The organism is Acidovorax sp. 94 (genome assembly GCF_003634645.1).
Taxonomy (GTDB): domain Bacteria; phylum Pseudomonadota; class Gammaproteobacteria; order Burkholderiales; family Burkholderiaceae_C; genus Acidovorax; species Acidovorax facilis.
The window spans coordinates 3280398-3305079 of the sequence record NZ_RBJA01000001.1 but is presented as its reverse complement, the minus strand read 5'-3'; the positions used below and the strand labels follow the sequence as shown (position 1 = coordinate 3305079).

General features: G+C 63.1%; 22 protein-coding genes. 11 read left to right on the top strand and 11 right to left on the bottom strand.

What is annotated here, in order from left to right; genetic code table 11:
* Positions 1-34: 34 nt before the first annotated feature.
* Together flgM and C8C94_RS15160 are read left to right on the top strand one after the other, a co-directional pair.
* The gene (gene flgM / locus C8C94_RS15165) at positions 35-355 is read left to right on the top strand and encodes a flagellar biosynthesis anti-sigma factor FlgM (protein ID WP_121421295.1); all 321 of its coding nucleotides are present in this window, start codon (positions 35-37) and stop codon (positions 353-355) included.
* 71 nt (positions 356-426) lie between these two features.
* The gene (locus tag C8C94_RS15160) at positions 427-801 is read left to right on the top strand and encodes a hypothetical protein (protein WP_121421294.1); all 375 of its coding nucleotides are present in this window, start codon (positions 427-429) and stop codon (positions 799-801) included.
* 254 nt (positions 802-1055) lie between these two features.
* Here C8C94_RS15160 and C8C94_RS15155 read toward each other — a convergent pair whose 3' ends face one another.
* The 9 genes from C8C94_RS15155 to motA form a co-directional block, all read right to left on the bottom strand.
* Entirely contained in the window at positions 1056-1772 is a 717-nt protein-coding gene (locus tag C8C94_RS15155) for an RNA polymerase sigma factor FliA (RefSeq protein ID WP_121421293.1), read from the bottom strand.
* A gap of 294 nt (positions 1773-2066) precedes the next feature.
* Positions 2067-2864 carry a hypothetical protein gene (locus C8C94_RS15150; protein WP_121421292.1) on the bottom strand — a complete coding sequence of 266 codons (798 nt, stop codon included), beginning with the start codon at positions 2862-2864 and terminating at the stop codon, positions 2067-2069.
* Positions 2857-4353 (bottom strand): flagellar biosynthesis protein FlhF, encoded by a 1497-nt coding sequence (gene flhF, locus C8C94_RS15145; RefSeq protein WP_121421291.1) that lies wholly within the window; start codon positions 4351-4353, stop codon positions 2857-2859. The genes C8C94_RS15150 and flhF overlap by 8 nt, the downstream gene beginning before the upstream one ends.
* The gene (flhA, locus tag C8C94_RS15140) at positions 4350-6431 is read right to left on the bottom strand and encodes a flagellar biosynthesis protein FlhA (RefSeq protein ID WP_121421290.1); all 2082 of its coding nucleotides are present in this window, start codon (positions 6429-6431) and stop codon (positions 4350-4352) included. Before flhA ends, flhF begins: the two co-directional genes overlap by 4 nt.
* Positions 6428-7582, bottom strand: coding sequence for a flagellar biosynthesis protein FlhB (locus tag C8C94_RS15135; RefSeq protein WP_055398300.1), 1155 nt, complete (start codon positions 7580-7582; stop codon positions 6428-6430). Before C8C94_RS15135 ends, flhA begins: the two co-directional genes overlap by 4 nt.
* Positions 7583-7812: 230 nt before the next feature.
* Positions 7813-8433 carry a protein phosphatase CheZ gene (locus tag C8C94_RS15130; RefSeq protein WP_121421289.1) on the bottom strand — a complete coding sequence of 207 codons (621 nt, stop codon included), beginning with the start codon at positions 8431-8433 and terminating at the stop codon, positions 7813-7815.
* A gap of 4 nt (positions 8434-8437) precedes the next feature.
* Positions 8438-8824, bottom strand: coding sequence for a chemotaxis response regulator CheY (cheY, locus tag C8C94_RS15125; RefSeq protein ID WP_010466076.1), 387 nt, complete (start codon positions 8822-8824; stop codon positions 8438-8440).
* The gene (motB, locus tag C8C94_RS15120) at positions 8821-9828 is read right to left on the bottom strand and encodes a flagellar motor protein MotB (RefSeq protein WP_233573483.1); all 1008 of its coding nucleotides are present in this window, start codon (positions 9826-9828) and stop codon (positions 8821-8823) included. The genes cheY and motB overlap by 4 nt, the downstream gene beginning before the upstream one ends.
* A gap of 30 nt (positions 9829-9858) precedes the next feature.
* Entirely contained in the window at positions 9859-10719 is an 861-nt protein-coding gene (motA, locus tag C8C94_RS15115; protein WP_055398297.1) for a flagellar motor stator protein MotA, read from the bottom strand.
* Positions 10720-11115: 396 nt separating this feature from the next.
* Here motA and rfbF point away from each other — a divergent pair, with 396 nt between their 5' ends.
* Genes rfbF through C8C94_RS15080 form a run of 7 tightly spaced genes read left to right on the top strand, consistent with a single transcriptional unit; the run spans position 11116 to position 17406 of the window.
* A complete protein-coding gene (rfbF, locus tag C8C94_RS15110; protein ID WP_121422892.1) occupies positions 11116-11886 on the top strand; it encodes a glucose-1-phosphate cytidylyltransferase in 771 nt (256 codons plus the stop codon).
* Between the two features lie 6 nt (positions 11887-11892).
* Positions 11893-12960, top strand: a complete 1068-nt coding sequence (gene rfbG, locus C8C94_RS15105; protein ID WP_121421288.1) for a CDP-glucose 4,6-dehydratase — start codon at positions 11893-11895, stop codon at positions 12958-12960.
* Positions 12957-13517 carry a dTDP-4-dehydrorhamnose 3,5-epimerase family protein gene (locus C8C94_RS15100; protein ID WP_121421287.1) on the top strand — a complete coding sequence of 187 codons (561 nt, stop codon included), beginning with the start codon at positions 12957-12959 and terminating at the stop codon, positions 13515-13517. Before rfbG ends, C8C94_RS15100 begins: the two co-directional genes overlap by 4 nt.
* Positions 13514-14755 carry a class I SAM-dependent methyltransferase gene (locus tag C8C94_RS15095; protein WP_121421286.1) on the top strand — a complete coding sequence of 414 codons (1242 nt, stop codon included), beginning with the start codon at positions 13514-13516 and terminating at the stop codon, positions 14753-14755. The genes C8C94_RS15100 and C8C94_RS15095 overlap by 4 nt, the downstream gene beginning before the upstream one ends.
* Before the next feature lie 28 nt (positions 14756-14783).
* Positions 14784-15854, top strand: coding sequence for an FkbM family methyltransferase (locus tag C8C94_RS15090; protein WP_233573482.1), 1071 nt, complete (start codon positions 14784-14786; stop codon positions 15852-15854).
* The gene (locus tag C8C94_RS15085) at positions 15854-16756 is read left to right on the top strand and encodes an NAD(P)-dependent oxidoreductase (RefSeq protein ID WP_121421285.1); all 903 of its coding nucleotides are present in this window, start codon (positions 15854-15856) and stop codon (positions 16754-16756) included. The genes C8C94_RS15090 and C8C94_RS15085 overlap by 1 nt, the downstream gene beginning before the upstream one ends.
* A complete protein-coding gene (locus tag C8C94_RS15080; protein ID WP_233573481.1) occupies positions 16750-17406 on the top strand; it encodes a hypothetical protein in 657 nt (218 codons plus the stop codon). The genes C8C94_RS15085 and C8C94_RS15080 overlap by 7 nt, the downstream gene beginning before the upstream one ends.
* Positions 17407-17432: 26 nt before the next feature.
* Here C8C94_RS15080 and C8C94_RS15075 read toward each other — a convergent pair whose 3' ends face one another.
* Together C8C94_RS15075 and C8C94_RS15070 are read right to left on the bottom strand one after the other, a co-directional pair.
* Entirely contained in the window at positions 17433-19628 is a 2196-nt protein-coding gene (locus tag C8C94_RS15075; RefSeq protein WP_121421284.1) for a tetratricopeptide repeat protein, read from the bottom strand.
* A gap of 112 nt (positions 19629-19740) precedes the next feature.
* Positions 19741-21219, bottom strand: a complete 1479-nt coding sequence (locus tag C8C94_RS15070) for a flagellin (protein WP_121421283.1) — start codon at positions 21217-21219, stop codon at positions 19741-19743.
* 324 nt (positions 21220-21543) lie between these two features.
* Here C8C94_RS15070 and C8C94_RS15065 point away from each other — a divergent pair, with 324 nt between their 5' ends.
* Together C8C94_RS15065 and fliD are read left to right on the top strand one after the other, a co-directional pair.
* Entirely contained in the window at positions 21544-23034 is a 1491-nt protein-coding gene (locus C8C94_RS15065; RefSeq protein WP_121421282.1) for a flagellin, read from the top strand.
* A 200-nt stretch (positions 23035-23234) separates the two neighbouring features.
* A complete protein-coding gene (gene fliD, locus C8C94_RS15060) occupies positions 23235-24671 on the top strand; it encodes a flagellar filament capping protein FliD (RefSeq protein ID WP_121421281.1) in 1437 nt (478 codons plus the stop codon).
* Positions 24672-24682: the final 11 nt, after the last annotated feature.

Here is a 24682-nt window from a genome sequence, read left to right as displayed (position 1 = left end):
GTGCCCCACATCAAACGGGGTGGTGGAGAGAGCGATGAAGATTGGTCAAAAACCGGAACTCCCGGGCGCCTTGGCGCAGACGGGGCTTGCCAAGCAAGCCAAAAGTCCTGCCAGCGCTGCTGAAGGAGCCGCCAAAGACGCTGCGGCTGTGTCAACCGCCGGTGTGCCCGTCACCGTCTCCACCGCTGCCCGTGCGCTGGAGCAGACATCCCGTTCCACAGGTGATTTTGATGCGAGCAAGGTCAAGGCGGTGCGGGCGGCCATCGAAAAAGGCACTTTCTCGGTGGACGCTGAAGCCATTGCCGACAAGATGCTCTCCAATGCCCAGGAAATCCTGGCCCGCTCGCGCGGTTGATTCCTCAGCGTCCCGCACGCACCTTTATTGACAGACTTGGCAGGCAGGCGCTATCCACCCCACAATGCGCCATGTCCCTGGAAGAATCCCTCTCGGCTGTTGAACAGCTGATCGAAAAAGTCTCCGCCGCCCTTCTCGCGGCAGACCCCCAATCCCTGGAAAAGAACAGTGTGGCCCTGCGGGATGCAGCGGCCCAGTTCGCGCGCGTTCTGGAGCAGACTGCAGCCAGGGGTCTGCCCCTGCCTGCACAGCTGCAAAAACGAGCCCGGGCCATTGACGACATGCTTGCCGTGCACCGCGAAAGCCTGGCGCGCCTGGCCGTGAATGCCGATCGCCAGGTGGCAGGTTTGGTGCCGCAGGCGGGCACACCCTCCACCTACGGCGACGGTCGGGGCGCACAGCCCGGCAAGCCCGGCGTGGCCCGTATCTACAAATCGGCTGGTTGAGCCGACGCTCAAAAAAGATAGCTGCTTGCGCTTTTTAATAGTGAGTTTGAGATAAAAACTATCTCAAACCCTTGAAGAGCAAGCGTAAGCAGCTATTGTTTTGAAGTGAATTGGTGGAGACCGAGGTTCCACCTAGCGAGCATGGCCTTTGAAACGGCCGCTGCCCCAAGCCAGTGCCACCGTGGATCTGGCTCTGCCAGTCCAGGGGTGGCGTCCCCCTCAGGGGGAAGGCGCGCAGCGCCTCAGGGGGAGCTCTAGTGCGCCCGCATCTTGGCCCGCAGGCGTGCGATGGACTGGCTGTGCAGCTGGCATACCCGAGATTCGGTCACCCCCAGCACGGCCGCGATCTCCTTGAGATTCATGTCGTGCTCGTAGTACATGCCCATGATGTGCTGCTCGCGTTCGGGCAGGGTCTTGATGGCATTCACCAGCGACATCTTGAGCCGTTGGTCGCGCAGCAATTCCAGAGGGTCTGCGTCGGCGTCTGCCACATGGCGGTCCAGAAAGCCGTCATCGTCCTCGTTGCCATGCGTCATGTCCTCCAGATACACCAGTTGTGTACCCCGAACCTTGCCGAGCAGGCTTTGGTATTCGACCAAGCTCATGCCCATCTCGCTGGCAATTTCAGACTCCAGCGGGCTGCGGCCCAGCTTCTGCTCCAGCCGGTGCACGGCGTGTTCGATGTCTTTCTGGCTCTTGCGGGAGCTGCGGCTCATCCAGTCGCCCTCGCGCAGCTCGTCGAGCATGGCGCCGCGGATGCGCTGGGTGGCAAAGGTCTCGAACTGCACACCCTGGGCCACTTCGTAGCGCGACAGGGCTTCCGCCAAGCCCATCATGCCAACCTGGATCAGGTCGTCCAGCTCCACGTTGGGAGGCAGCTTGGCGATCATGTGGTGCGCGATTCTTCGCACCAGCGGGACGTGCTGGCGGATCATCGCATCACGATCGAGCTGGCCTTTGGCGGTGTACATAGAGAGCGTGTTATGCACTTTTACGTGCCCACGAAAGCCGGGGCAAGGCCCGGCAACGAGACGCAGGACGCGCCGCAGTATCAATACTGCCAGCGGCCTGCAACGACGTGGCCGGGCCTTGCCCCGGCTTTCCCTCCGGGTTGACCCCAGAGGCAGGCACTCGCCGCGTTGCAGCACTTGCCAAGGCCCCGGCCTTGGCTGCGCACTGCGCCTTGCGATCACCAGCCTCTGGGGGCAACGTGGGTACGTAAAAGTGCATAACACGCTCTAGTCAACGGCTCCGGACAAATCAGATCAATGGCTCCGGACAAAATGCGCAGGCATGGCTGCCAAGTTGCTGGGTGGCAGCGCTGTCAGCGACTCACTGATAGTGCCCGCATTTTCCAGCAGTTGCAAGGCCAGGCGCTGGAGGTCCTGAGGGTTCTGTGTGGCGATGGTGGTCGTGCGGACGGGGCCGCCCAGATGGCGTTCCGCGCAGTCCTGCAAGGTCATCAGTGCATGCTGGGTCTTGCGCCGTTCTGCGGGCGTGGTGCCGCGCAGCAAAGCCGCCACCATACAGGGCAGTCCTGTGTGCACCGCGATCTGTTTGAGGCTCTTGTAACTGGTCAGCACACCAGCCGAGCCGTCGCCCATCACCACCAGCGGTACGGTGGCGGTGTGCGTCAGCAGCGGCCCCAGCGTGGCCGCAGGCGCGTGCAGCACGATCAGCCCGTAGGTTCGGAAATAGGGCAGCAGACAGGGCAGGGGTGCGGTCTCGTTGCGGCTGGCCTCGCGGCTGATGCGCTGCAGGCCTTTGGCTGCGGGAATCACTGCCAGCGATGAGGCCATGGCCCCCATGTTGAGGCTGACGCCCTCGTTCCACGGCGCTTGTTGCAGCAGGTGCAGCAAACCCGGGTACTCATCCGTCTCCTGCGCTGTGCCGTCGAGCACCACGACCGGGTAGCCCAGGCGCTGCAGGCTGGCGCAGATCTGCCAGAGCGTCTCCAGCCCGGTGCCCGCGTTGTCCTGGCTGGCAACAGCCACCACGCGCAGCTCTGACTGCGGAGTGAAGCTGTGCAGGCCGGCTGCCTGATGAAAGGCGATATCAAGCATCGACCAGCCCCCGTTCGTTCATGGTGTCGGGCGAATGCGAGAAGAAGAAATTCAGGTCGGTCGCCTTGGGGTCGAAGGCCGACTTGGCAGGCGCGCGCATGGAGGTGCTGATGAGCTTGTGCGCATCGGCACGTTCCCAGTCTTCCGGCACACGCTGGCCGTTGGTCACGCCGCGCAGCACCATCTGGTGGCGGATCAGTGCGTCGATGGCGGGGCCCAGCTTCACGGCCTCGTCCACCTTGGACAAGATGGCTTGCTGGGAACCTTCGGTCTTGAATGCAGTGAGCACGTCATCGAGCGTGTCGCCATGGCAGCCCGCGTTGAGCACCAGCAGGCGGTTGACGTGGGGCAGATCCAGCACGTCCAGCATGTCGCGCTTGCGCGGGTCGCGGGGGGCCACACCGGTGGTGTCGATCAGCACCATCTTCTTGCCGCTGAGCAGGCCCAGCAGGTCTTGCAGCGCGGCGCGGTCGTGCGCCAGATGGGCCACGATGCCCAGCATGCGGCCGTAGCTGCGCAACTGCTCGTGCGCGCCCACGCGGTAGGTGTCCAGCGTGATCAGGCCCACGCTGCCCGGGCCATGGATGCGCGCACACAGCGCGGCCAGCTTGGCCGTGGTCGTGGTCTTGCCCACGCCGGTGGATCCCACCATCGCGAAGATGCCGCCTTGCTCATACAGCGGAGGCTCGGCCAGATCGGTCTTGAGGTTGCGCTCCAGCACTTCCATCAGCCAGCGCACCGACTCGGCGGCCGACAGGTCTTCGGGCATGCGCTCGAGCACGGCGCGGGCCAAAGATGGAGAGTAGCCTGCACGGATCATCTTGAGCATGAGGTTGGACTGGATCGGGTTCTGGCGCGCCTGGCCCAGCCAGGCCATGGTGTTAAAGCGGTCTTCGATCAACTCCCTCATGGCATGGAGTTCATTCATCACGCTTTGCTGGTTGTTGTTCGACTGGGCCAGGTGGGCGCTGGCGGCTTCCTGCCGGCGGCGTGGAGGCTCCGGTGGAATGTCCATGGGGATGCTGCGCAGCGGGTTGTGGCGCACCACGGCGGGTGCTGGCATGCGTTCACGCTCGGGCTCCTGGTCGCGGCTGCGCTCCGACAAGGTTTGTGGTTCGGCCGGGCCGTTGAGCGCCTCGTGGCGGCGGCGCAGCATGCGCTCGCGCACGTAGTCCTGGAACGACAGCGTGCTCATCGCCAGCTGCTCGGTGTCTTCCTCGACCGCGTTGCGGCCCAGGGTGCTGGCTGCGGCGGCCTGGCTGGCGCGCTGAGGGGCGCTGCGCGCCGGTGTGGGGGCCAGCAAGGGCGGGTTGCTGGACGCGCCTGCACTTCCATCCAGGGCCGACAGCGTGTCTTCGGCCGTGGCCACAACCTCGACGCCGTTGGCCGTGGGGCGGTTGGACAGGATGAGGGTGCCCTCTCCAAAGGCCATGCGCGCCTTGGCCAATGCCTCGCGGGAGGTGGGGGCGGTAAAGCGTTTGATGTTCATGCTGATGCACCTCTAAGGATCGGCCCAATGCGGATGGTGTGGGTCTCTGGAATTTCACTGTGCGCAAGCACCTGCAGCCGGGGCGCCACACGGCGCACCAGGCGGGAGATGGCGTTGCGGATCTGGTCGGGAACCAGCAGGCAGGCGGGCAGGCCCATCTCTTCCTGCTTGAGGGCCACCTCGGCGGCCTTTTGCGTGAGGATGTCGGCCACGCCGGGGTCCAGAGCCGGTCCTGCTGCGTTGCCCAGGGCTTGCACCAGCAGGCGTTCCAGGCCCGGCTCGATGGCAATGACGTTGAGTTCGCGGGTGGGGCCGTAAATCTGCTGGACGATGGCGGGCGACAGCGCAATGCGCACGCGGCGGGCCAGCTCGACCGGGTCTGTGATGCCACCAGCGTGCTCGGCCAGCGTTTCGATGATGGTCCGGATATCGCGGATGTGCACAGACTCTTCCAGCAGCAGCTGGAGGACCTTCTGGAACGTTGCGATAGAGACCATTTTGGGGACCACTTCTTCGATGAGCTTGGGGGCCAGCTTGGCCACGTGCTCCACCAGTTGCTGGGTTTCTGTGCGACTCAGAAGCTTGGCGGCTTGCACTTGCATCAAGTGTGACAAATGGGTGGCCATCACGGTTTCGGAATCAACGACGGTAAAACCCGCCATTTGTGCGGCTTCCTTCTGCCGTTCGTCGATCCAGTGGGCTGGCAGGCCAAAAGCGGGGTCGGTGGTGGGGGTGCCAATCAGGGGCGTGGTGATACCGCCGGGGTTGATGGCCAGGAACATGCCAGGGAAGGCCTCGCCTTCGCCCACCACCACGCCACGCAGCGTGATGCGGTAGCCGCTGGGCTTGAGTTCGAGGTTGTCGCGCACGTGCACGGCGGGGGGCAGGAAGCCCACCTCCTGCGCAAACTTGCGGCGCACGCCCTTGATGCGGGTGAGCAGGTCGCCCTGGCGGCTCTTGTCCACCAGGCTGATCAGGCGGTAGCCCAGCTCCAGGCCCAGCAGGTCTATGGGTTGCAGGTCGTCCCAGGTGGCTTCGCCATCGCTGACCGGGGCGGGCGGTGCTTCGACTTCGGGCGGCACTTTCTGGCGTTCGTACAGCACCCAGGCGGCGTAGCCCAAGAGGCCACCCATGGTCAGGAACACCATGTGGGGCATGCCGGGGATCACGCCCAGCAGCAGCAGGATGCCGGCGGTCACGCCCAGCACGCGGGGCGACATGAAGAGCTGCTGCACGATCTGGCGGCCCATGTCATGGTCCTTGCCCACGCGCGAGATCACCATGGCCGCAGCCACCGAGATCAGCAGCCCAGGAATCTGTGCCACCAGCGCATCACCAATGGCCAGCAGGATGTAGCTATCAGCCGCCTGCTTGGCCGAGAGGTCGTGCTGCAAAACCCCGATGGCAAAGCCACCGATGATGTTGATGAGCAAAATCAGGATGCCGGCGACCGCATCGCCGCGCACGAACTTGGAGGCACCGTCCATGGAGCCAAAGAAGTTGGCTTCTTCCGCCACTTCGGCGCGGCGGCGCTTGGCTTCTTTTTCGTCGATCAGGCCCGCGTTCAGGTCGGCGTCCACGGCCATCTGCTTGCCGGGCATGGCGTCCAGGGTAAAGCGTGCCGACACTTCTGCAATGCGCTCGGCGCCCTTGGTGATCACCACAAAGTTGATCACCACCAGGATGGCGAACACGATCAGCCCCACGGCAAAGTTGCCGCCGATCAAGAAGTGACCAAAGGCCTCGATCACCGCACCGGCGGCGCCGGGGCCGGTGTGGCCTTCGAGCAGCACCACGCGCGTGGAGGCCACGTTCAGCGACAGGCGCATGAGGGTGGTTAGCAGCAGCACCGAGGGGAAGGCTGCGAAATCGAGCGGCCGCAGCATGTAGGCCGCCACCATCATCACCATCAGGGCCACGGCGATGTTGAGCGTGAAAAACGCGTCGAGCAGCCAGGGCGGGATGGGCAACACCATGAGCGCCAGGATCGCCACCACCAGCAGTGGTGCCGACAGGCCCTGCAGGGCGCCTGCATTGGTGCCCGCCCATTGTCGAAGAGACGTTACGGAGGTGTTCATACGGCGGCGCCTTGCACGGGAGTGCGGTTCAGCGGATCAAGTTCAGGCGGAACGAAGGGCTCCACCAGGCTGTCGGGCATGCGGCCTTCGCCACGCAGGGCGGCCTTGAGGCGGTAGACATAGGCCAGCACCTGGGCCACGGCGGTGTAGAGCGTGGCGGGAATGGCCTGGTCCAGTTCGGCATGCGCATACAACGCCCGGGCCAGCATGGGCGACTGCAGCACGGGCACGTCGTGCGCCTTGGCCACGTCGCGGATCTTGAGAGCGATGAGGTCGGTGCCGCGCGATATCACTTGGGGGGCACTCATGGTCTTTTCGTCGTACTTGAGTGCCACCGCATAGTGGGTGGGGTTCATCACCACGAAATCGGCCTTGGGAACTGCGCCCACGCTGGCGCGGTCGGCAATCTCGCGCTGCTTCTGGCGGATGCGGCCCTTGGTGTGGGGGTTGCCGTCGGATTCCTTGTGCTCTTGCTTGACTTCCTCGTGCGACATCTTCAGGCGCGACTTGAAGAAGTAGGCCTGCAGCGGCACGTCCACCAGCGCGGCCAGGAACACGACCAGCAGCAGCAGGCTCATGCCCGAAGTCAGCCAGTCAGCCAGCTGGCGAATGGCCATGGGGGAGGGCTGCAGCACCAGCATGGCCACGGTGTCGATGCTGTTGCCCATGAACTTCCAGGCCACATAGCTCAGGATCGCGGTCATCAGCACCATCTTGGCCACGTTGGCCATCTGCTGCTTGGAGAACAGGTTGGCCAGGCCCGAGATCGGGTTGAGCCGGTTGAACTGCGGCGTGATGGGTTTGAGGCTCAGGATCCAGCCGCCAGCACCAATGGCGCTGATCAGGGCGGCGGCGCTGGTGAGGATGGCAAACACTGCACTGGCCACCAGGCCCACCACCACCATGTCCTGCAGACGCTTGAGCATGGTGCCTGGCGCCATGACGGTGGCGGCGTCAAACGCCAGTTGCTGGCTCATGGCCAGCTGCATGTGGTCCATCAGCTGGGGCGCCAGCACCAGCAGGCAGGCGGCCCCGGCACCCAGAATCGCCAGGTGGGAGAGATCGCGCGAGCGTGCTCCCTGGCCGTCTTCGCGCGTTTTCTGCAGCTTGCGCTCTGACGCGGGTAGGCTTTTTTCTTGGCTGGATTCCATGGTGGCATGACGGCTGGTGTCATGCCATTGTCGTGAGCAGCCCGGACATCTAAAGCTGGATAAGGGGGCTGCAGCCCCCTCTTTTCCATGCGGGCCAAAGGGGCCTTGCCTGCGTGGCCTCACCGACAAAGGGTGGGTGGAGCCGGGATGGAATGCTAAAAAAGATAGCTGCTAGCGCTTTGTGGACAAGCGCTAGCAGCCATTTTGACCGCAGAAAGCCCCGGACGGGCTCAGAACCCGAGGCTGGCCAGCAGGTCGTCCACCTGGGACTGGTCGGTGACCACGTCGGGGGTGTGCTCGGGGTCCACCACGGGGCCCTGCAGGTGCTGAGTGCGGGGCGGTTCGGCGGGCACCTGCGCGTTGGGTGGGGCCGTTTGAATCAATAGCTGGACCAGCTGGTCTTCAATGGTGGCCGCCAGGTTGACCACGCGGGCAATCACCTGCCCCGTGAGGTCGTGAAAGTCCTGCGCCATCATTATTTCGGTGAGGTGCGTGTCGGCTTCCTTGGTCACGCGCTCCACATCGGTCAGGAAGTTGAAGATCTCGCCCTTGGCCACGGCCGCCACCGGGTCGGCCACCAGCGAGTTGACGACCCGGCGCGTCTCGGCCGCGATGTAGTCATGCTGGGCTTTGGCCTGTTCGACGCGGTTGAGCACCTTCTCGGCCGCTTCCCCCGTCAACCGCGCGATGTAGGACAGGCGGCTTTGCGCGTCGGGCAGTTCGCCCATGGAGCCGCGCAGCTTGTCGGCATAGCCCAGTTCGTTGAGCGAGTCGTGCAGCTGGCGCGTCAGCTGGCCAATCTTGTGGTGTACATCGGCAGGCGGCTGGCTGTTGTCCGGTGTGTCGTCCATGGTGTCATAGCCCCATCTTTTTCAGGATCAAGGTCACTTTTTCTTCCAGCGTGGCCTTGGTGAAGGGTTTGACGATGTAACCCGCTGCGCCACCCTGGGCGGCTGCCACGATGTCTTCCTTGCGGGCTTCGGCTGTGACCATGAGGACGGGCAAGTGCTTGAGCTTGTCGTCCTTTTTGATTTCAGCCAGCAGCTGAAAGCCGTTCATGTTGGGCATGTTGATGTCCGTCACCACGAAGTCGAACTTGCTGTTGCGCAGCTTGTTCAGGGCGGCCACGCCATCTTCGGCCTCGTCGGCATCGGCAAAGCCGCTTTCCTTGAGCAGATTGCGCACGATGCGCCGCATGGTGGAGAAGTCGTCAACGATCAAAAAACGAAGGGCTGTGGTCACTTGGGACCCTTTCGGTCGAGAATTACTGTGGGCATTGTCATGGGTGGCAGGTTTGGTGACAAGTCGTAACTGTTACCTGCTTGGGGGGGATTTTCCCGCTTTTCATTCAGCAGTTCTGTGGAAGTGATTTCGGGAATCCCTTTGCCCATGAGTCGTTCTTCGGCCTCGCGGGTCAGCACCGTGATGGTGATGCGCCGGTTGGCGGGTGCGCGCGGGTTGTTTGGCTCCAGCAGATCGCTGGCCGCCAAGCCCACCACACGTCCCAGTTTAGCGTCTGGCATGCCGGCCGACACCAACTCGCGGCGTGAGGCATTGGCGCGGTCGGCCGACAGCTCCCAGTTGCTGTAGCCCCGGTCGCTGTTTCCGTAAGGCACGGCGTCGGTGTGCCCGGCCAGGCTGATGCGGTTTTCCACCCCGCCCAGCGCTGCCCCGATCTCGCGCAGGATGTCGCGCATGTAGGGTTTCACCAACGCGCTGCCGCTGTCGAACATGGGGCGGTTCTGGTCGTCGATGATCTGGATCTGCAGGCCGTCGGGGGTGATGTCGATGCGGATCTGCGACTTGTATTCGTTCAGGCGTGGGTTTTCGGTGATGAGCGCGTCGATCTTGGCCTCCAGGGCCTTGATGCGGTCCAGGTCCTGCTTGGCGCGCTCGGCGCGGGCGGCATCAATGCTCATGCGGCGCTGCTTGGCCTCTTCCACATCAGAGCGCCGCACCTGCCCATGCACCTTCGAGAGATCGTTGCCGCCGCCCGGAATCACACTCGAACTGTTGCCCGCGCCGTCGCCGCCAGTCATTGCCACCTTGAGCGGCGACGCGAAATACGCGGCGATCCCCTGCAGTTCGCCCTTGGCCGTGGAGCCCAGCAGCCACATCAGCAGGAAGAACGCCATCATCGCCGTCACGAAGTCGGCATAAGCGATCTTCCAGGCGCCACCATGCACCGCATGGCCGCCTTTCTTGATGCGCTTGATGATGATGGGCTGGAGTTTTTTTTCTGCCATGGCGTTTGGGGTTTCGCGGCGCGGACGTCGCTACTTCTTGCCTTTCACATGCCCCTCCAGCTCGGTAAAGCTGGGGCGGACGCTGGAGAAAAGCACCTTGCGGCCAAACTCGATGGCCGTGGCGGGGTTGTAGCCCTGCATGCTGGCCAGCAGGGTGGACTTGATGCACTGCAATTCCTTGGCGGCATCCTCCGTCTTTTGCTCGACCAGGCCGCCCAGGGGCTCCACCACGCCATAAGCCAGCAAGATCCCGAGGAACGTGCCCACCAGCGCCGAGCCGATCATGCCGCCCAGCACCGAGGGCGGCTGGCCCACCGAGCCCATGGTGTTCACCACGCCCAGCACGGCGGCCACGATCCCGAAGGCGGGCAGGGCACCGGCCAGGCGGGCCAGCGCGGCCACGGGGGCGTGGGCTTCCTGGTGGTGGGTGTCGATCTCGCTGTCCATCAGCGCTTCGATCTCGTGGGAGTTGAGGTTGCCCGACACCATCATGCGCAGGTAGTCGGTGGTGAACTCGATCACATGGTGGTCGCTGCCCACGGTGGGGTATTTCTTGAAGATCTCGGACTCGTGGGGCGCTTCCACATCCTTTTCGATGGCCATCAGCCCTTCCTTGCGGGCCTTTTGCAGGATGTCATAGAGCATGGCCATCAGCTCCATGTAACGGGCCTTGGTGTACTTGGAGCCCTTGAGTGCCATCGGAATGGCCGCCAGGGTGGCCTTGATCACCTTGGGCTGGTTGTTCACCACGAAGGCGCCCAGCGCGCCGCCCAGAATGGTGACGATCTCGAAGGGCAGGGCCTTCAGGATCACACTGATGTTCCCCCCGTGCACGATGTACACGCCGAAGATGCAGCCTAGGCAGACAACGTAACCAATGATGACGAACATGCTGTAGACGTGTTGGGCGGCAGCCGGGGCTAAACAAGTGGGCGGGCGGAGCCGCTGGCAACGCGGCTTACCGAAGGTTACTGTAAATGTATCGGATTGATGAGTGTGGAATGCACTCAAGAGCGCCATCAACACAGGCCTTCTTCGGGAAATGGCGCCAGCGCCACACCTTTGCCTCTTTTGCCGTAGTTTTGACGGTTGTCCTGGGGCGCGGATTATGTGAAAAAATGCCTCTGTCGCTTGGTGGTAGAAGGTTTGTTGCTATATAAAATATAGCGATGTTCCAATTGTTCGCACCCCTCTCCATCGGCGCGCGGTGCCAATCCCTGCATTTGGCCCGTATTTCCACAGTGACAGGGCCTTTTGGTGGCGCAGGGGCTGCACTATGCTGCGGGCATGAAAGCCGTACTGCTCGCGGGGGGGCTGGGAACCCGCATCTCGGAAGAATCGCACCTGCGTCCCAAGCCCATGATCGAGATCGGTGGGCGGCCCATCCTTTGGCACATCATGAAGATGTACGCCGCCCATGGCGTCAACGATTTCATCATCTGCCTGGGTTACCGGGGCTACGTGATCAAAGAGTATTTCGCCAACTACTTCCTGCACATGTCGGACGTGACCTTTGACATGGCCAACAACCGCATGGAAGTTCACCACCGCCACGCCGAGCCTTGGCGCGTGACGCTGGTGGACACCGGCGAAAGCACCATGACGGGCGGGCGCCTGCGGAGGGTGCAGGAATACCTGCCCGAAGGCGAGCCCTTCTGCTTTACCTATGGCGACGGCGTGGCCGACCTGGACATGACGGCCCAGTTCGCCTTCCACCGCGCCCACGGTTGCCAGGCCACAGTCACAGCCGTGCAGCCCCCGGGCCGCTACGGTGCCCTGGTGCGTGACGGAGACACCGTGGCTGGGTTCGAGGAAAAACCGCGTGGCGACGGCGGCTGGATCAACGGCGGTTTTTTTGTGCTGCAGCCCGAGGTCATTGACTACATCGACAGCGACGCCACCAGCTGGGAGCTGGAACCCATGGCCCGTTTGGCCACCAGCGGCCAGCTGCGCGCCTTTGAGCACACCGGCTTCTGGCAACCCATGGACACGCTGCGCGAGAAGAACCTGCTCGAAGACCTGTGGCAATCGGGCCGCGCGCCCTGGAAGTGCTGGTAAACCACGATGCGCCCTGATCCCGACTTCTGGCGCGGCAAGCGCGTGTTGCTCACTGGCCACACCGGCTTCAAAGGTGCCTGGCTGGCCCTGTGGCTGCAGCGCCTGGGCGCGCAGGTCACTGGCGTGGCGCTGCCGCCCGCCACCGAGCCCAACCTGTTCACCCTGGCCCAGCTCGGGCAGGCCGCGCCGGGCATGGAGAACCACTTTTGCGACATCCGCAGCCCCCAGGCCCTGGCCATGCGCGTGCGCGCCGCCCGGCCCGAGGTGGTGCTGCACCTGGCCGCGCAGGCGCTGGTGCGGCCCGGCTATGCAGCGCCGCTGGATACCTTTTCCACCAACGTGATGGGCACGGCGCATTTGCTCGATGCCCTGCGCGGGCTGGCTGGCGTGCGCGTGGCCGTGGTGGTCACCACCGACAAGGTCTACCGCAACCGCGAATGGGCCTACCCCTACCGCGAGGACGACGCCCTGGGCGGGCACGACCCCTATAGCGCCAGCAAGGCCGCCACCGAGCTGGTCACGGCCAGCTACCGCGATTCCTTTCTGGCCGCCCAGGGCATCGCCGTGGCCACCGCCCGCGCGGGCAACGTGATTGGCGGTGGCGACTGGGCCCAAGACCGCCTGCTGCCCGACGCCGTGCGCGCCTGGGAAGCCGGCCAGACCCTGCACATCCGCCGCCCCCAGGCCACGCGCCCCTGGCAGCATGTGCTGGAGCCGCTGGCCGCCTACCTGCGCCTGGCCCAGTGCCTGTGGGAATCGCCCGCGCTGGCCGGTGCCTACAACTTCGGCCCGCTGCCGCACGAGGCTGCCACCGTCAAAAATGTGATCGAATTGGCATCTAGCGCTTATCCATCAAGCGCTACCAGCTATGAAAATGAGAGTAAAGGCCCGCACGAAGCCGGCTGGCTGGCGCTGGAGACCGCACACGCCCGCCAGTCGCTGGGCGTGGCCCCGCACTGGGCGCTGACCACGGCCGTGGCGCGCACCATGAACTGGTACCGGCAGCAACGCGGCGGCGCCGATGCCCGCGCGCTGTGCCTGGCCGACATCGACGCGTGGGAGGCGCGCCCATGAGCCGCCTGGCCCTGGCGCCGCTGCCGCTGGCTGGGCTTTTCCGTGTTCAGCGCCAGCCGCTGGTGGACGAGCGCGGCTTTTTTGCGCGTCTGTTCTGCGCCGAGGAATTAGCGGGCGCGGGCTGGACGGCGCCCATCGCCCAGATCAACCAGAGCTACACAGCCCTCCAAGGCTCCGTGCGTGGCATGCACTACCAAAAGCCGCCACACGCCGAGATGAAGCTGGTGACCTGCCTGCGCGGCGAGGTCTGGGACGTGGCCGTGGACCTGCGCCAGGGCTCGCCCACTTTTTTGCAGTGGCATGCCGAGCATTTATCCGCAGACAACGGCAACGCGCTGCTGATCCCGCCCGGTTTTGCCCACGGCTTCCAGGCGCTGACCGACCATGCCGAGTTGCTGTATTGCCACTCTGCCGCCTATGCTCCCGCTGCCGAGGCGGGGCTGTACCCGCTCGACCCGCGCCTGGCAATTGCCTGGCCGCTGCCGGTGGGGCAAATGTCGCCCCGCGACGCAGGCCAGCCCGGGATGACCGAAGAATTCGAAGGAGTGCGCCTGTGAAGTGCCGACACTGCGGCAGCCCGCTGCAACTGCCGTTTTTGGACCTGGGCAGCGCGCCCCCGTCCAACGCCTACCTGAGCGAAGCCGCCCTGCGCGCGCCTGAGACCTGGTTCCCCCTGCGCCTGTTGGTGTGCGAGACCTGCTGGCTGGTACAGACCGAAGACCACGCCGGGCGCGAGGCGCTGTTCACCGACGACTACGCGTATTTCAGCTCGTTCTCATCGTCGTGGCTGGCCCACGCCAAGGCCTATGTCGAAGCGATGCGCGAACGCCTGGGGCTCAATGCCCGCAGCCGCGTGGTCGAGGTCGCGTCGAACGACGGCTACCTGCTGCAATACGTGCAGGCGGCTGGCATTTCTTGCTACGGCGTGGAGCCCACCGCCAGCACGGCAGCCGCAGCCCGCGCCAAGGGCATTGAGGTGGTGGATCGGTTCTTTGGCGTGGCGCTGGCCGACGAGCTGGCCGCCGCAGGCCGCCAGGCCGACCTGATCGCCGCCAACAATGTGCTGGCCCATGTGCCCGACATCAACGACTTTGTGGGCGGCTTCACGCGGCTGCTCAAGCCCCATGGCGTGGCGACGTTCGAGTTTCCGCACCTGCTGCGCATGGTGGAGGGCTGCCAGTTCGACACGGCGTACCACGAGCACTATTCCTATTTGTCGCTCACGGCGGTGCAGCGCATCTTTGCGGCCAACGGCTTAGCGGTGATCGATGTACAAGAGCTGCCCACCCACGGCGGCAGCCTGCGTGTGTTTGCCGCCCGCGCCGATACCGTGGGCCACCCCCAGGTAACGGCTGAAGGCGCCGTCCGCGTGCAGCAACTGCTGGCCACCGAGGCAGCGGCGGGCATGCTGGGCGCAGGTTTTTACAGCGATTTCCAGGCCCAGGCCATACGGGTCAAGCGAGAGCTGCTCACATTTTTGCTGCAATGCCAGGCCGACGGCATCACCGTGGGCGCCTACGGCGCGGCCGCCAAGGGCAACACCCTTCTCAACTTTGCGGGTGTGCGGCCCGATCTGCTGCCTTATGCCGTGGACAAGAACCCTGCCAAGCAGGGCCAGTACCTGCCTGGCAGCTACATCCCCGTGGTGAGCGAGGCGCACCTGCGCGCCCACAAGCCGCAGCGCATCCTGATCCTGCCCTGGAACCTGCGCAGCGAAGTGGCTGACCAGCTCGACTACACGCGCAGTTGGGGCGCCCAGATGGTGGTGGCCGTGCCGCGCCTGGAAATTTTCTAATGGATTCATGTTTCAAGGAGCCTTCGCCATGACCAGCAATGACCCACGCGACCTGGACGGCAAACGCCTGCAGCAAGCCATGCAAACCTTGGGGCGTGACCCCGTGCTACGCGCTCGCCTGATTGCGCTGTTGCGCGAGAGCGAGGCGCAGATCGCCTGCGAAGGCTCGGTGCGGGACGACGTGACCGGTCCTGTGATCGATGCCCTCCATCTGGACACGGACCAGTACGAAAAGGTGCTGGCCGATGGCACGCGCTTTCAGTTCCTGTACCGCACCAAGATCGCTCGCGACTTCCTGTTGTCGGAGTCGGAGTACCCTACCCATGTGTGGGAGCCGCAAACCACCAAGCTGTTGCTGGAGCTGGGCCGCGATCTGCAAGGGGATGTGCTGGTGGGCGGTGCTTACTTTGGCGATCAGGCGGTGCTGGTGGCCCGCCAGCTGGCAGGGCGGGGCCTGCGGGTGCATTGCTTCGAGCCCAACCCCCAGCAGGCGGCCATGCTGCAGCGCAATATCGATATCAACGCACTGAGCAATGTGGAGGTGAACGTGGCCGGGCTATGGAGCCGCAGCGGAGAACGCATGCGTCTGGATGGCTTTGACTCCTTTGCCAACATGGTCACGGCCCAGGACGGCAGCGGTTTTGAGACCGTGGCGATGGATGACTATGCCCAGCGCCACGGGCGGCGCATCGGCCTGATCCAGCTGGACATCGAGGGCGCAGAGCTGGCCGCGTTGCAAGGGGCCCAGCAGGTGCTGGCGCGTGACCGGCCCCATGTGGTCTTCGAACTGCACCGCACCTATGTGGACTGGAGTAGTGGACTGCGTGCCACACCTCTGTGCCGCCTGTTCCTGGACCTGGGCTATGCCGTTTATGCCGTGCGCGACATCAACTCGCACCGCGAAATGTCTGGCCAGCCGATTGAGCTGGTGCCGCTGGACTCCGTGTACCTGGAAGGCCCGCCACACGGTTTCAACATGCTGGCGGTGTCGGATGCCGCCCGTGTGCAAGGCAGTGCCTTCCGCATTGTTGAAGGGGTCAGCCCCAAGCTGTTGCCGCACAAGGCACCGCACCTGCACCACCCTGTGGGCGGCTTCTGATGGTTTCGGAGCAAGCGCCGTTGGTTGTGCAGGGCCTGCGAGACCTGCAGGGCTTGCGCTTCACGGTGGTCGGTGCCGCGGGCTTTGTGGGCGCCCGCCTGTGTGCGACCCTGCAGGCGCGGGGTGCGCAGGTGTGGGCCCCCGCCCGCCATGAGCCTTGGCCTTGGCTGGCACCACTAGGGCACGTCATTTATTGCGCGGGGCTCACGGCAGACTATTTGGCGCGTCCTTTCGATACCGTGGAGGCCCATGTAAGCCACCTGGCCCAGGTACTGCAACATGGGCTGGAGCGGGGTTCGCTGGAATCCCTGGTCTACCTGTCGTCCACCCGGCTGTACGACGGCCAAGGAGCGGGCTTGGCGAACGAAATCGCAGTGCTGCCCCTGGACCCGGCCAACCCCCGCCATCTGTATGACTTTTCCAAAGGTCTGGGCGAATCGCTGTGCCATGTGGCGGGCCAAGGGTGCGCCCGCGTGGCGCGGCTGGCATGCGTGTACGAAGGGCCCCAGGATGCCGATGGCTTCCTGCCTGCGCTGCTGCGGCAAGTGCTGGCGGCCCGGAGCGCCGGTGTGGCACGGGTCGAGGTATCTTCCTCCCCCCACTTCGCCCGTGACTATGTGCACCTGGATGATGTGGTCGATGCGCTCATCCGTATCGCGGTTTCTGGTCGGCAGCCGGTGTACAACGTGGCGTCTGGTGCCAACGTGTCCAATGCCGACCTGTTCGAATACCTGGCGTGCCGCTGGGGCTGTGAGGTGCAGCCACTCCTGCAGACCGTCCCCAGTTCCGCGCCACAGGTGGACATCGAACGCCTGTGCTCCGAGCTGCACTGGCGGCCACGGGCTCTTTTTGATGCACTGGATGATGTCCTGGAATCTTGCCAAGGAGCCCGCGCATGCTGAAGCCCCTGCACTTGTCCCGCACCGAGCTGGCCGCCTACGTGTCCCGCCAGCTGGCCACCTTTTACCCTGATGGACTGGATACCGATGCTCCGTTTGTGCTCGCGGCGCACCTGGATGCGGCGCTGCTGCGGCTGGGCCGCTGCATCAACGAAGTGCGGTGGTGGACGCCAGACCAGTTCGATCACCTGCATTCCACCCAATACACGCTGTTTCTCTACTACCTGTCCAACACGATCTGGAAGGCGACGGGCAACCGCACGCTCTGCGCCAAGCTGTTCGGGCTGAACAAGGCGCTCAACGGGATTGATCTGTTCTATGAGATCGACATGCCCGAGGTCATGTTCATCGGCCATTCGGTGGGTATCGTCTTTGCCAAGGCGACCTATGGCAATTACCTGGTGGTCTATCAAAACTCAACGGTGGGAAAGAACCATGGCGCGGCGCCGGTGCTGGGGGAGGGCGTTGTCATGTATGCAGGCACCGCCATCATTGGGGGGTGCCAGGTGGGTGATGGCACCGTGATCTCCCAGGGGACGAGTCTGGTCAATGCGGACTCACCGGGCAATTGCACGGTTTACCCAGGGCCCGGTGGGCAGGTGGTCTTCAAAGCGACGCGACGCGACGCGCTTCAGGACATTTTTCGCCGCTAATCTGGGGAGTCTGAGCGCCGGGCTTGCTACACCAAGGTCTTCATGGCTTCGGTGGCATAGCGCAAATAGGTCACAGCAAATTCGGTATGGCCATGCGCGTGTTCGACTTCAGCTAGACACGCCAGTGCCACAGGGTCATGGGGCACTGCGTTGAGCACAATTTCGGCCAGTTCAGTTACGGCGATCCAGTGTTGGCTCTCCATCTTCGTAGCGGCAGACTCGGATTCCGCGCGCTGCGGGGGAGGTGACACCTTTGCCTTGTTCACCAGCATTTGCAGCCGCTGATGGGCCTCACTTAGGGTCACCCGTAGGCCAGGGCGCAGCCCCACCCCCGGTGCGGGTGGGTGGGACCACTCTTCAGGAAGTCCTGGTAACCACGACTCAAGGGCCTTTGCCTGGGCTTGCGCATCGTCCGGATGCTCTGCCTGCGCCAGCCACCGCAGCCACATCACCCGCAATCCCTCGCCAAAATGATGGTTGAAGATGTCTTCGCGCATGAGGGCCGAAGCCTCCACCTCTGCACGCAGCCCTTGTCGCAAAGCGTTGAGCGCCTGAGCATCAGATGCCAGCGCACACGCGATGCGGACATAGTCTTCGGGGCTTTCCGCCAGCCACTCTGTGCGGTCCAGGTAGGTCAACAGGCTCACGCCCATACGACTTTTGAAGCTATCGCCGACCATGGAGACGATGGGCAATCCCATCCACAGCACATCGAAGGTGGTTGTGCCGCCGGTGAGCGGGAAGGGGTCGAGCGCGATATCGATCCGATGGTAGGTGAGGTATTGGTTGTTGGTGTCCAGGGGGACGAGGTCTAGCCGAGCAGGGTCCAACCCAAGCCCCTGGCAGCGTTGCCGGTACGCATTGGCAAAGTCCGGCCGCTCCATGCCCTTGCCCTCGATGAGCAGACGCGAGTTGGGCACAGCCTCCAGTACGCGGCCCCATAAGCCCAGCACCTCGTCGGTGAGCTTGCCCAGGTTGTTGCACGAGCCGAAGGTGATGAAGCCGTTTTCCAATGCAGGTGTTGGCCGCACTTGGTAGCGGGGTTGATACCGCCACAGCGGGTTGCGGCTCATGGGGCGGTAGCAGGCAAACAGCGTGGGCAGACGGTAGAGCTGCTCGGTGTATTGATCCTGGGCGTCTGGTGGGTCGGTCACCTCGTCGGTGAACTTGTAGTCCACCGCGCTGAGCCCTGTAGTGGCTGGAAACCCGAGCCAGGTCACTTGCACAGGCGCCGCTTTGTGTGCCATGGCGAGCAATCCGTTGTGTCCTGTGTGGCCAGCGAGATCAATCAGGATGTCAATGCCTTGGGCGCGAATGAGTTCCGCTTGCTGTTGTGGGCTGAAGCCCGCGAGGCGCACAAAGTGGTCTGCATGGCGTTCCACCCGCTCTGTAACATGGTCGCTCTTGGGGAACAGGTAAAAGGCGAACACCTCAAATTGGCGTCTGTCCAGTTGCGCCAGCAGCCCTTCCGTGAAGTACATGACGGCATGGGCGCGAAAGTCGGGAGATAAAAAGCCCACCTTCAGACGCCGCCACGGAAGTCCCTGGTGTTCTTCAAAGCGCGGCCAGCTCGGTTGTAGGGGGGGCTCGAATGTGTCACCAAATTGTCGTGCTGCCGCCGAGAGCTGTTCTGCACTGACATGGGGGTCTGCCAACATGAAAAGCAGCTTGTTGGTGTAGTTGCCCGGATCGTTGGGGCGAAGGGCGATGGCAGTTTCGCAGTCTTGGATTGCCTCGCGCACTTGGCCCAGTTCGCGCCGGTGGATGGCACTTTGCGTGAGTGCTGAAGTGCGGTCCTCCAGGGTAGTTGCCAGAGCAGCCGCCTTTTGGCTGGCCTCGAACCCCTTGCCATGCAAGGTCATCAGGTAGCAGCACTCTGCGAGCTTGATCCATGAAATGGCCTCCTGTGGGCGCAGCTTGCACACCTCTTCCAACAGGGGTAGTGCATCCTGATTCTGTGCCTGCTCGATAAGCACGTTGGCATAGTTGATCAGCAACTCGGCATCTCCAGGCCAGTATGCATGGGCCTGACGGTAGGCCTGGAGCGCGGCTTCGAATTTGCGCTGCTTGCTCAATGCGAAACCCAGCAATCGGTGGGCTTTGAGGTCGCGGCTGTTTTTGCGCAGAACCTGACGGCACAGACGGGTGAGGAGGGGCCAGTCTGCGGCAACAAGCGCGGCATGCAGGCGGGATGCGTACGGTTCGGTGTTTTTGGTGTGCACGATGGCGCCGATCTACGAGCGGGGGGCATTGAAAGCAGTGTGCCATGTGCAAAGGGGCCCACTGGGCCCCTTGCTTTACGCAGCTTCACTGCCCGGTTGTGGGTCAGACCAACTATTTGAGCAGCGACAGCACACCTTGAGGGATCTGGTTGGCCTGGGCCACCATCGCCGTGCCGGCCTGTTGCAGGATCTGTGCGCGCGACAAGTTGGCGGTCTCGGCCGCAAAGTCGGCGTCTTGGATGCGCGAGCGCGATGCGGACAGGTTCTCCGACGTAATCTGCAGGCTGGAGATGCTTGTCTCGAAGCGAGATTGCAGAGCGCCGAGCTTGGCGCGTTCGCCACTGATAAAGGCCAGGGCAGAGTCCACCGTCTTCAGGGCGTTGGTGGCGTTGCTGAAAGTTGTTACATCCAGATCAGCCACTTTTTGCAGCCCTGAGCCGCCGGAAACCAGTTGTCCGTTGTTCGCTTGAGCATTTACCGCGAAGGACTTGTCAGAGTCCAGAGTGATGTAGCCGCCTGCGGTGGCAGTGTCGGCAGTGGCATTGGATGCCAATGTAATACCAGCAGCACCCACAGACGCGCCAGCGGCGTTGTAAGACGTCACAGTCACATCCGCAGCATTGGCCACCGTGGTATCTGCCACAGAGATGTTGTTGCCCGTATCGTTGGTCAGGATCACTTGGGTTCCGTCCGAGTTCAGCGACGCGTTGATGCCTGTCTTCGCGGATTGCTCATTGATGGCAGATACGGCAGCCGACAGACGGTCTGTGCCGGTGGCTGAGCTGAGCGTGAAAGACACTGAGCGTGCGGTGGTGTTGTCACCCGTCAGATTCAGCGTGTACGAGCCTGCTGCGCTGAAGCCGGCCAGGCGCACCTCCGTACGTGCCGTGGCCGTCACGCCGGTGTTGGCCTTCAGAGCATTGATCTGATCTGCCGTGGCCTTGGCGGTGGCGCCCGCTGCAATGGTGGTCGTGCTGGTGCCAAGGTATCCGCTGATGGCGACCGAACCACCCGCAACGCCATTGGTTGCCGCCGCCACTGCGCCCGACGCAACACCCGCAGCAGCTGAGTTCTGATTGTTTCCGTACACACTGGTGCGCAGGTTGGCCGTGGCCGCCACGATGGTCTGGTTGGCGTTGGCGCCCACCTGGAACTGCTGCGTACCGAAGGTGCCGTCCAGCAATTTCTGGCCGTTGAACTCGGTGGTTTGCGAAATCCGGTCAAGTTCTGCCACCAATTGGCCGACTTCTTGTTGCAGGGCCTGGCGGTCGCCAGCGCTGTTGGAGGCGTTGGCCGACTGCACTGCTAGTTCGCGCACACGTTGCAGGATGTTGCCGGCAGCACCCAATGCACCTTCTGCCACCTGAGCCAGCGAAATCCCGTCGTTCGCATTGCGAACAGCTTGGTTCAGGCCCCGGATCTGGCTGGTGAAACGCTCCGAAATCGCCAAGCCAGCGGCGTCGTCCTTGGCGCTGTTGATGCGCAGCCCGGACGACAAGCGCTGGATGGCCGTGTTCAGCGACGCCTGACTGGTGCCCAGGTTGCGCTGGGCGGTCAGCGAGCTGATGTTGGTATTGATGGTTGCTGCCATGGCGAAACTCCTTAACGTCGCAAGACGGATCTGTTTGCCGGTTCAAGCGCACCCGTCCGGCTGTCAATGGGGGAACGATGGATGAATTGTGGAGACGCTGCTTTTGGCTGTTGGGGAGATAAGCGGCAAAAAAGTCGCACAACTTGTGCGTTTAGCCCTTAAGTTTTCTTCAGGCACACCGAAAACAATTGCAACGGTCCGTAAGCGGCCCGCCGTTCACCAGATAGCCCCTAGAGCACTGGCGAACCCAGGAGGCCAGCGCAGTGCTGGCGCCCCCGGCTGGCGGCAACGCCATATTCAGTCAGTTCTTTCAGGAGATTTGCAATGGCTTCCACCATCAATACCAACGTGGCTTCGCTTACCGCTCAGCGCAATCTGGGCATGAGCCAGACTTCGTTGAACACTTCCATCCAGCGCCTGTCATCGGGGTTGCGCATCAACAGCGCCAAGGACGACGCCGCTGGCTTGGCGATTTCGGAGCGCTTTACCAGTCAGATCCGCGGTCTGAACCAGGCTGTTCGCAATGCCAACGACGGTATCTCCCTTGCGCAAACGGCGGAAGGCGCGTTGAAGGCTTCCGGCGACATCCTGCAACGTGTGCGCGAACTGGCAGTGCAGTCGGCCAACGCCTCTAATAGCGCTGGCGACCGCCAGGCCCTGCAGTCGGAAGTCGGCCAGCTGGTCGCAGAACTGGACCGCATTTCGCAGACAACGGAATTCAACGGCGCCAAGCTGTTGGACGGTTCGTTCGGGACGCAGCAGTTCCAGGTGGGCGCCAACGCCAACCAGACCATCGTGGCGGCAACAGGCAACCTGCGCACCAGTGTCTATGGCAACAACCAGAACGTGGCTTCCAACGGCTCGGGCATTGGCGCACAGGCTCCCGTCAGTGGTACGACGGCCAATGCCAACGGCGTGACCGCCGGTTCCGTGGCCATCAGTGGCTACCTGGGCACAGGCACTCTGTCGGTGACATCCAGTGCCACCGCCAAGGCCACGGCCGACCAGATCAATGCCCTCAAGGCAGACACCGGTGTGACTGCCACGGCACGCAGTGAAGTGCGCCTGGGCGGCATGGCATCGGCCGGTTCCTACTCGTTGACGCTGGAAGGCGACAACGTGGGTGCCGCCCGTACCGTGTCGTTCACGCTGACTTCGGCCACTGGCACGGACCGTCTGTCTGCCGCTGTGTCTGCGATCAACGATCAGGCAGCCAAGACCGGGATCAACGCTTCGCTGAGCTCGGACGGCAGCCAGATCATCCTGACCAACGCGACTGGCAATGACATCGTGGTGGGCGACACCTCCAACGCCAACGTCGCCACTGTGACAGTGACCGGCTACGACGCAGCAGGCGCTAGCAACGGTGCGGCCCGCACTTTGGGCGCCGACACGACGGCGGAGCGCGTGAGCACCGGCGGCTACATCACGCTGGACTCGGAAAAGTCCTTCGCTGTGACCTCGGCCAGCAACCAGCTGGACAACGGTGGCTCTGCCCTGCAAACCGTGGCCAAACTGGATGTGACCACGTTCAGCAACGCGACCAACGCCCTGAAGACGGTGGACTCTGCGCTGGCCTTCATCAACGGTGAGCGTGCCAAGCTCGGTGCTCTGCAATCGCGCTTTGAAACGTCGATCAGCAACCTGCAAGTGACGTCGGAAAACCTGTCTGCATCGCGTTCGCGCATTCTGGATGCCGACTTTGCCGCAGAAACCGCAAACCTCTCGCGTTCGCAGATCCTGCAGCAGGCCGGTACCGCGATGGTGGCGCAGGCCAACCAGCTGCCGCAGGGTGTGTTGGCCCTGCTGCGTTAATCAGCGGCGGGTAAGGCAGTCGGGGCGTTGCAGCGCCCTGATGTGACCCAGGCGGCGGCAGATTTCTGTCGCCGCCATTTGGCTTTTTGGAAGGCGGGCGCCAGGACCGCTGGATAAGACAGGTTTTCCTGGCGTGTTACGGATGTTCGTTGACGCCATTCGGCGCCATAATTTCCGTTGAACCAGTTCAGGAGGTTTGTATGGCAACCATTTCATCCCCAGGCGTAGGCACAAACGGGCTTGATGTCAAAAGCATCATCACCCAGCTGGTCGCTCTGGAAAAAAAGCCCCTGGACACACTGAAACTCCAGGCTGCCACGGTCAGCACCAAAATTTCTGCCTTTGGTCAGATCAAGTCGCTGGTCTCCGCCTTCTCAGACGCTGCTGGAAAACTGGCCAGCCTGACGGGCTGGAACGGCGTTTCAACTGCGTCTTCAGACTCCAAGTTTGTATCGGCCACCGCTATTGGGGGCACATTGCCCACCACTTTCAGTGTGGAGGTGCAAGGCTTGGCCAAGGCCCAGGCCACAGCCTCTGCAGCGCTGCTGCCGGTGGGTGGTGCGCTGGGTGCAGGCACACTGCGCCTTGAGCTGGGCAAGTGGAGTGTGGCACCCGCTTCGTTCACCCCCAGCAGCGGGCAGCCCGTGGACATTGCCATCACCGCCACTGACAAGCTGTCGGATGTGGCCAGCAAAATCAACGGCGCCAATGCCGGGGTGACTGCGTCGATCTTGTCGGACGCCTCCGGAGAGCGCCTGCTGCTGCGCAGCAAATCCACCGGCGAGGAGTTTGGCTTTCGTCTCAGTGTCATGGAGGGTGGTGATACGGATATCACCAGTCCGGGTAACACAGATGCTTCAGGTTTGTCGCGTTTGGTAGCTGGTAGCACCATGACCCAGGTGGCGGCCAACGCCAAGGCAACCGTCAATGGCATTGCCGTCACGTCTGCCACCAACACGTTTGCCTCCACGATTTCGGGCGTTACCTTCAAGGCAGAGCAGGTTACGACTGCGGCTGTGGATATCACTGTCAGCAAAGACGATTCGGCTGTTAAGGCCAATATCGATGCGTTTGTGAAGGCTTACAACGACATCAACCAACTGTTGCAGGAGGCCACGAAGTTCGACCCCAAAACGAACTCTGCCGGGCTGTTTCAAGGCGACTCCACGACTGTGGCCCTTCAGAACTCTCTGCGCAACGCGATCCAGTCGGTTACCTCCTCTGGGGGAGCATTTCAGCGCTTGGTGGATCTTGGGATCACCCAGCAGCGGGGCGGCGATCTGGCAGTCGACAGTGCAAAGCTGAACAAGGCGCTCACCGAAAACCCAGAAGATGTGAAGAACTTCTTTCGCAGTACCGGCGGAGGTGCCGCAGACGGGGTCGCAGTCAAGATCAAGGCGCTTGCCACCAACCTTCTGTCGAATGATGGGTTCTTCAAGTCCAAGGACGACTCCTTGCAGCTGAGTCTGAAACGCAACAGCCAGGATCAGACGCGGGTCAACGAGAAGGTGGATGCCTTTGAAAAGCGGATCACCAGACGGTACAACGCTCTGGATACGCAGTTGAGTAGCTTGAACGGACTGAATGCCTATATTTCGCAGCAGGTGTCTGCATGGAACAAATCGACGGGTGGATAAGGGCTTCAGTT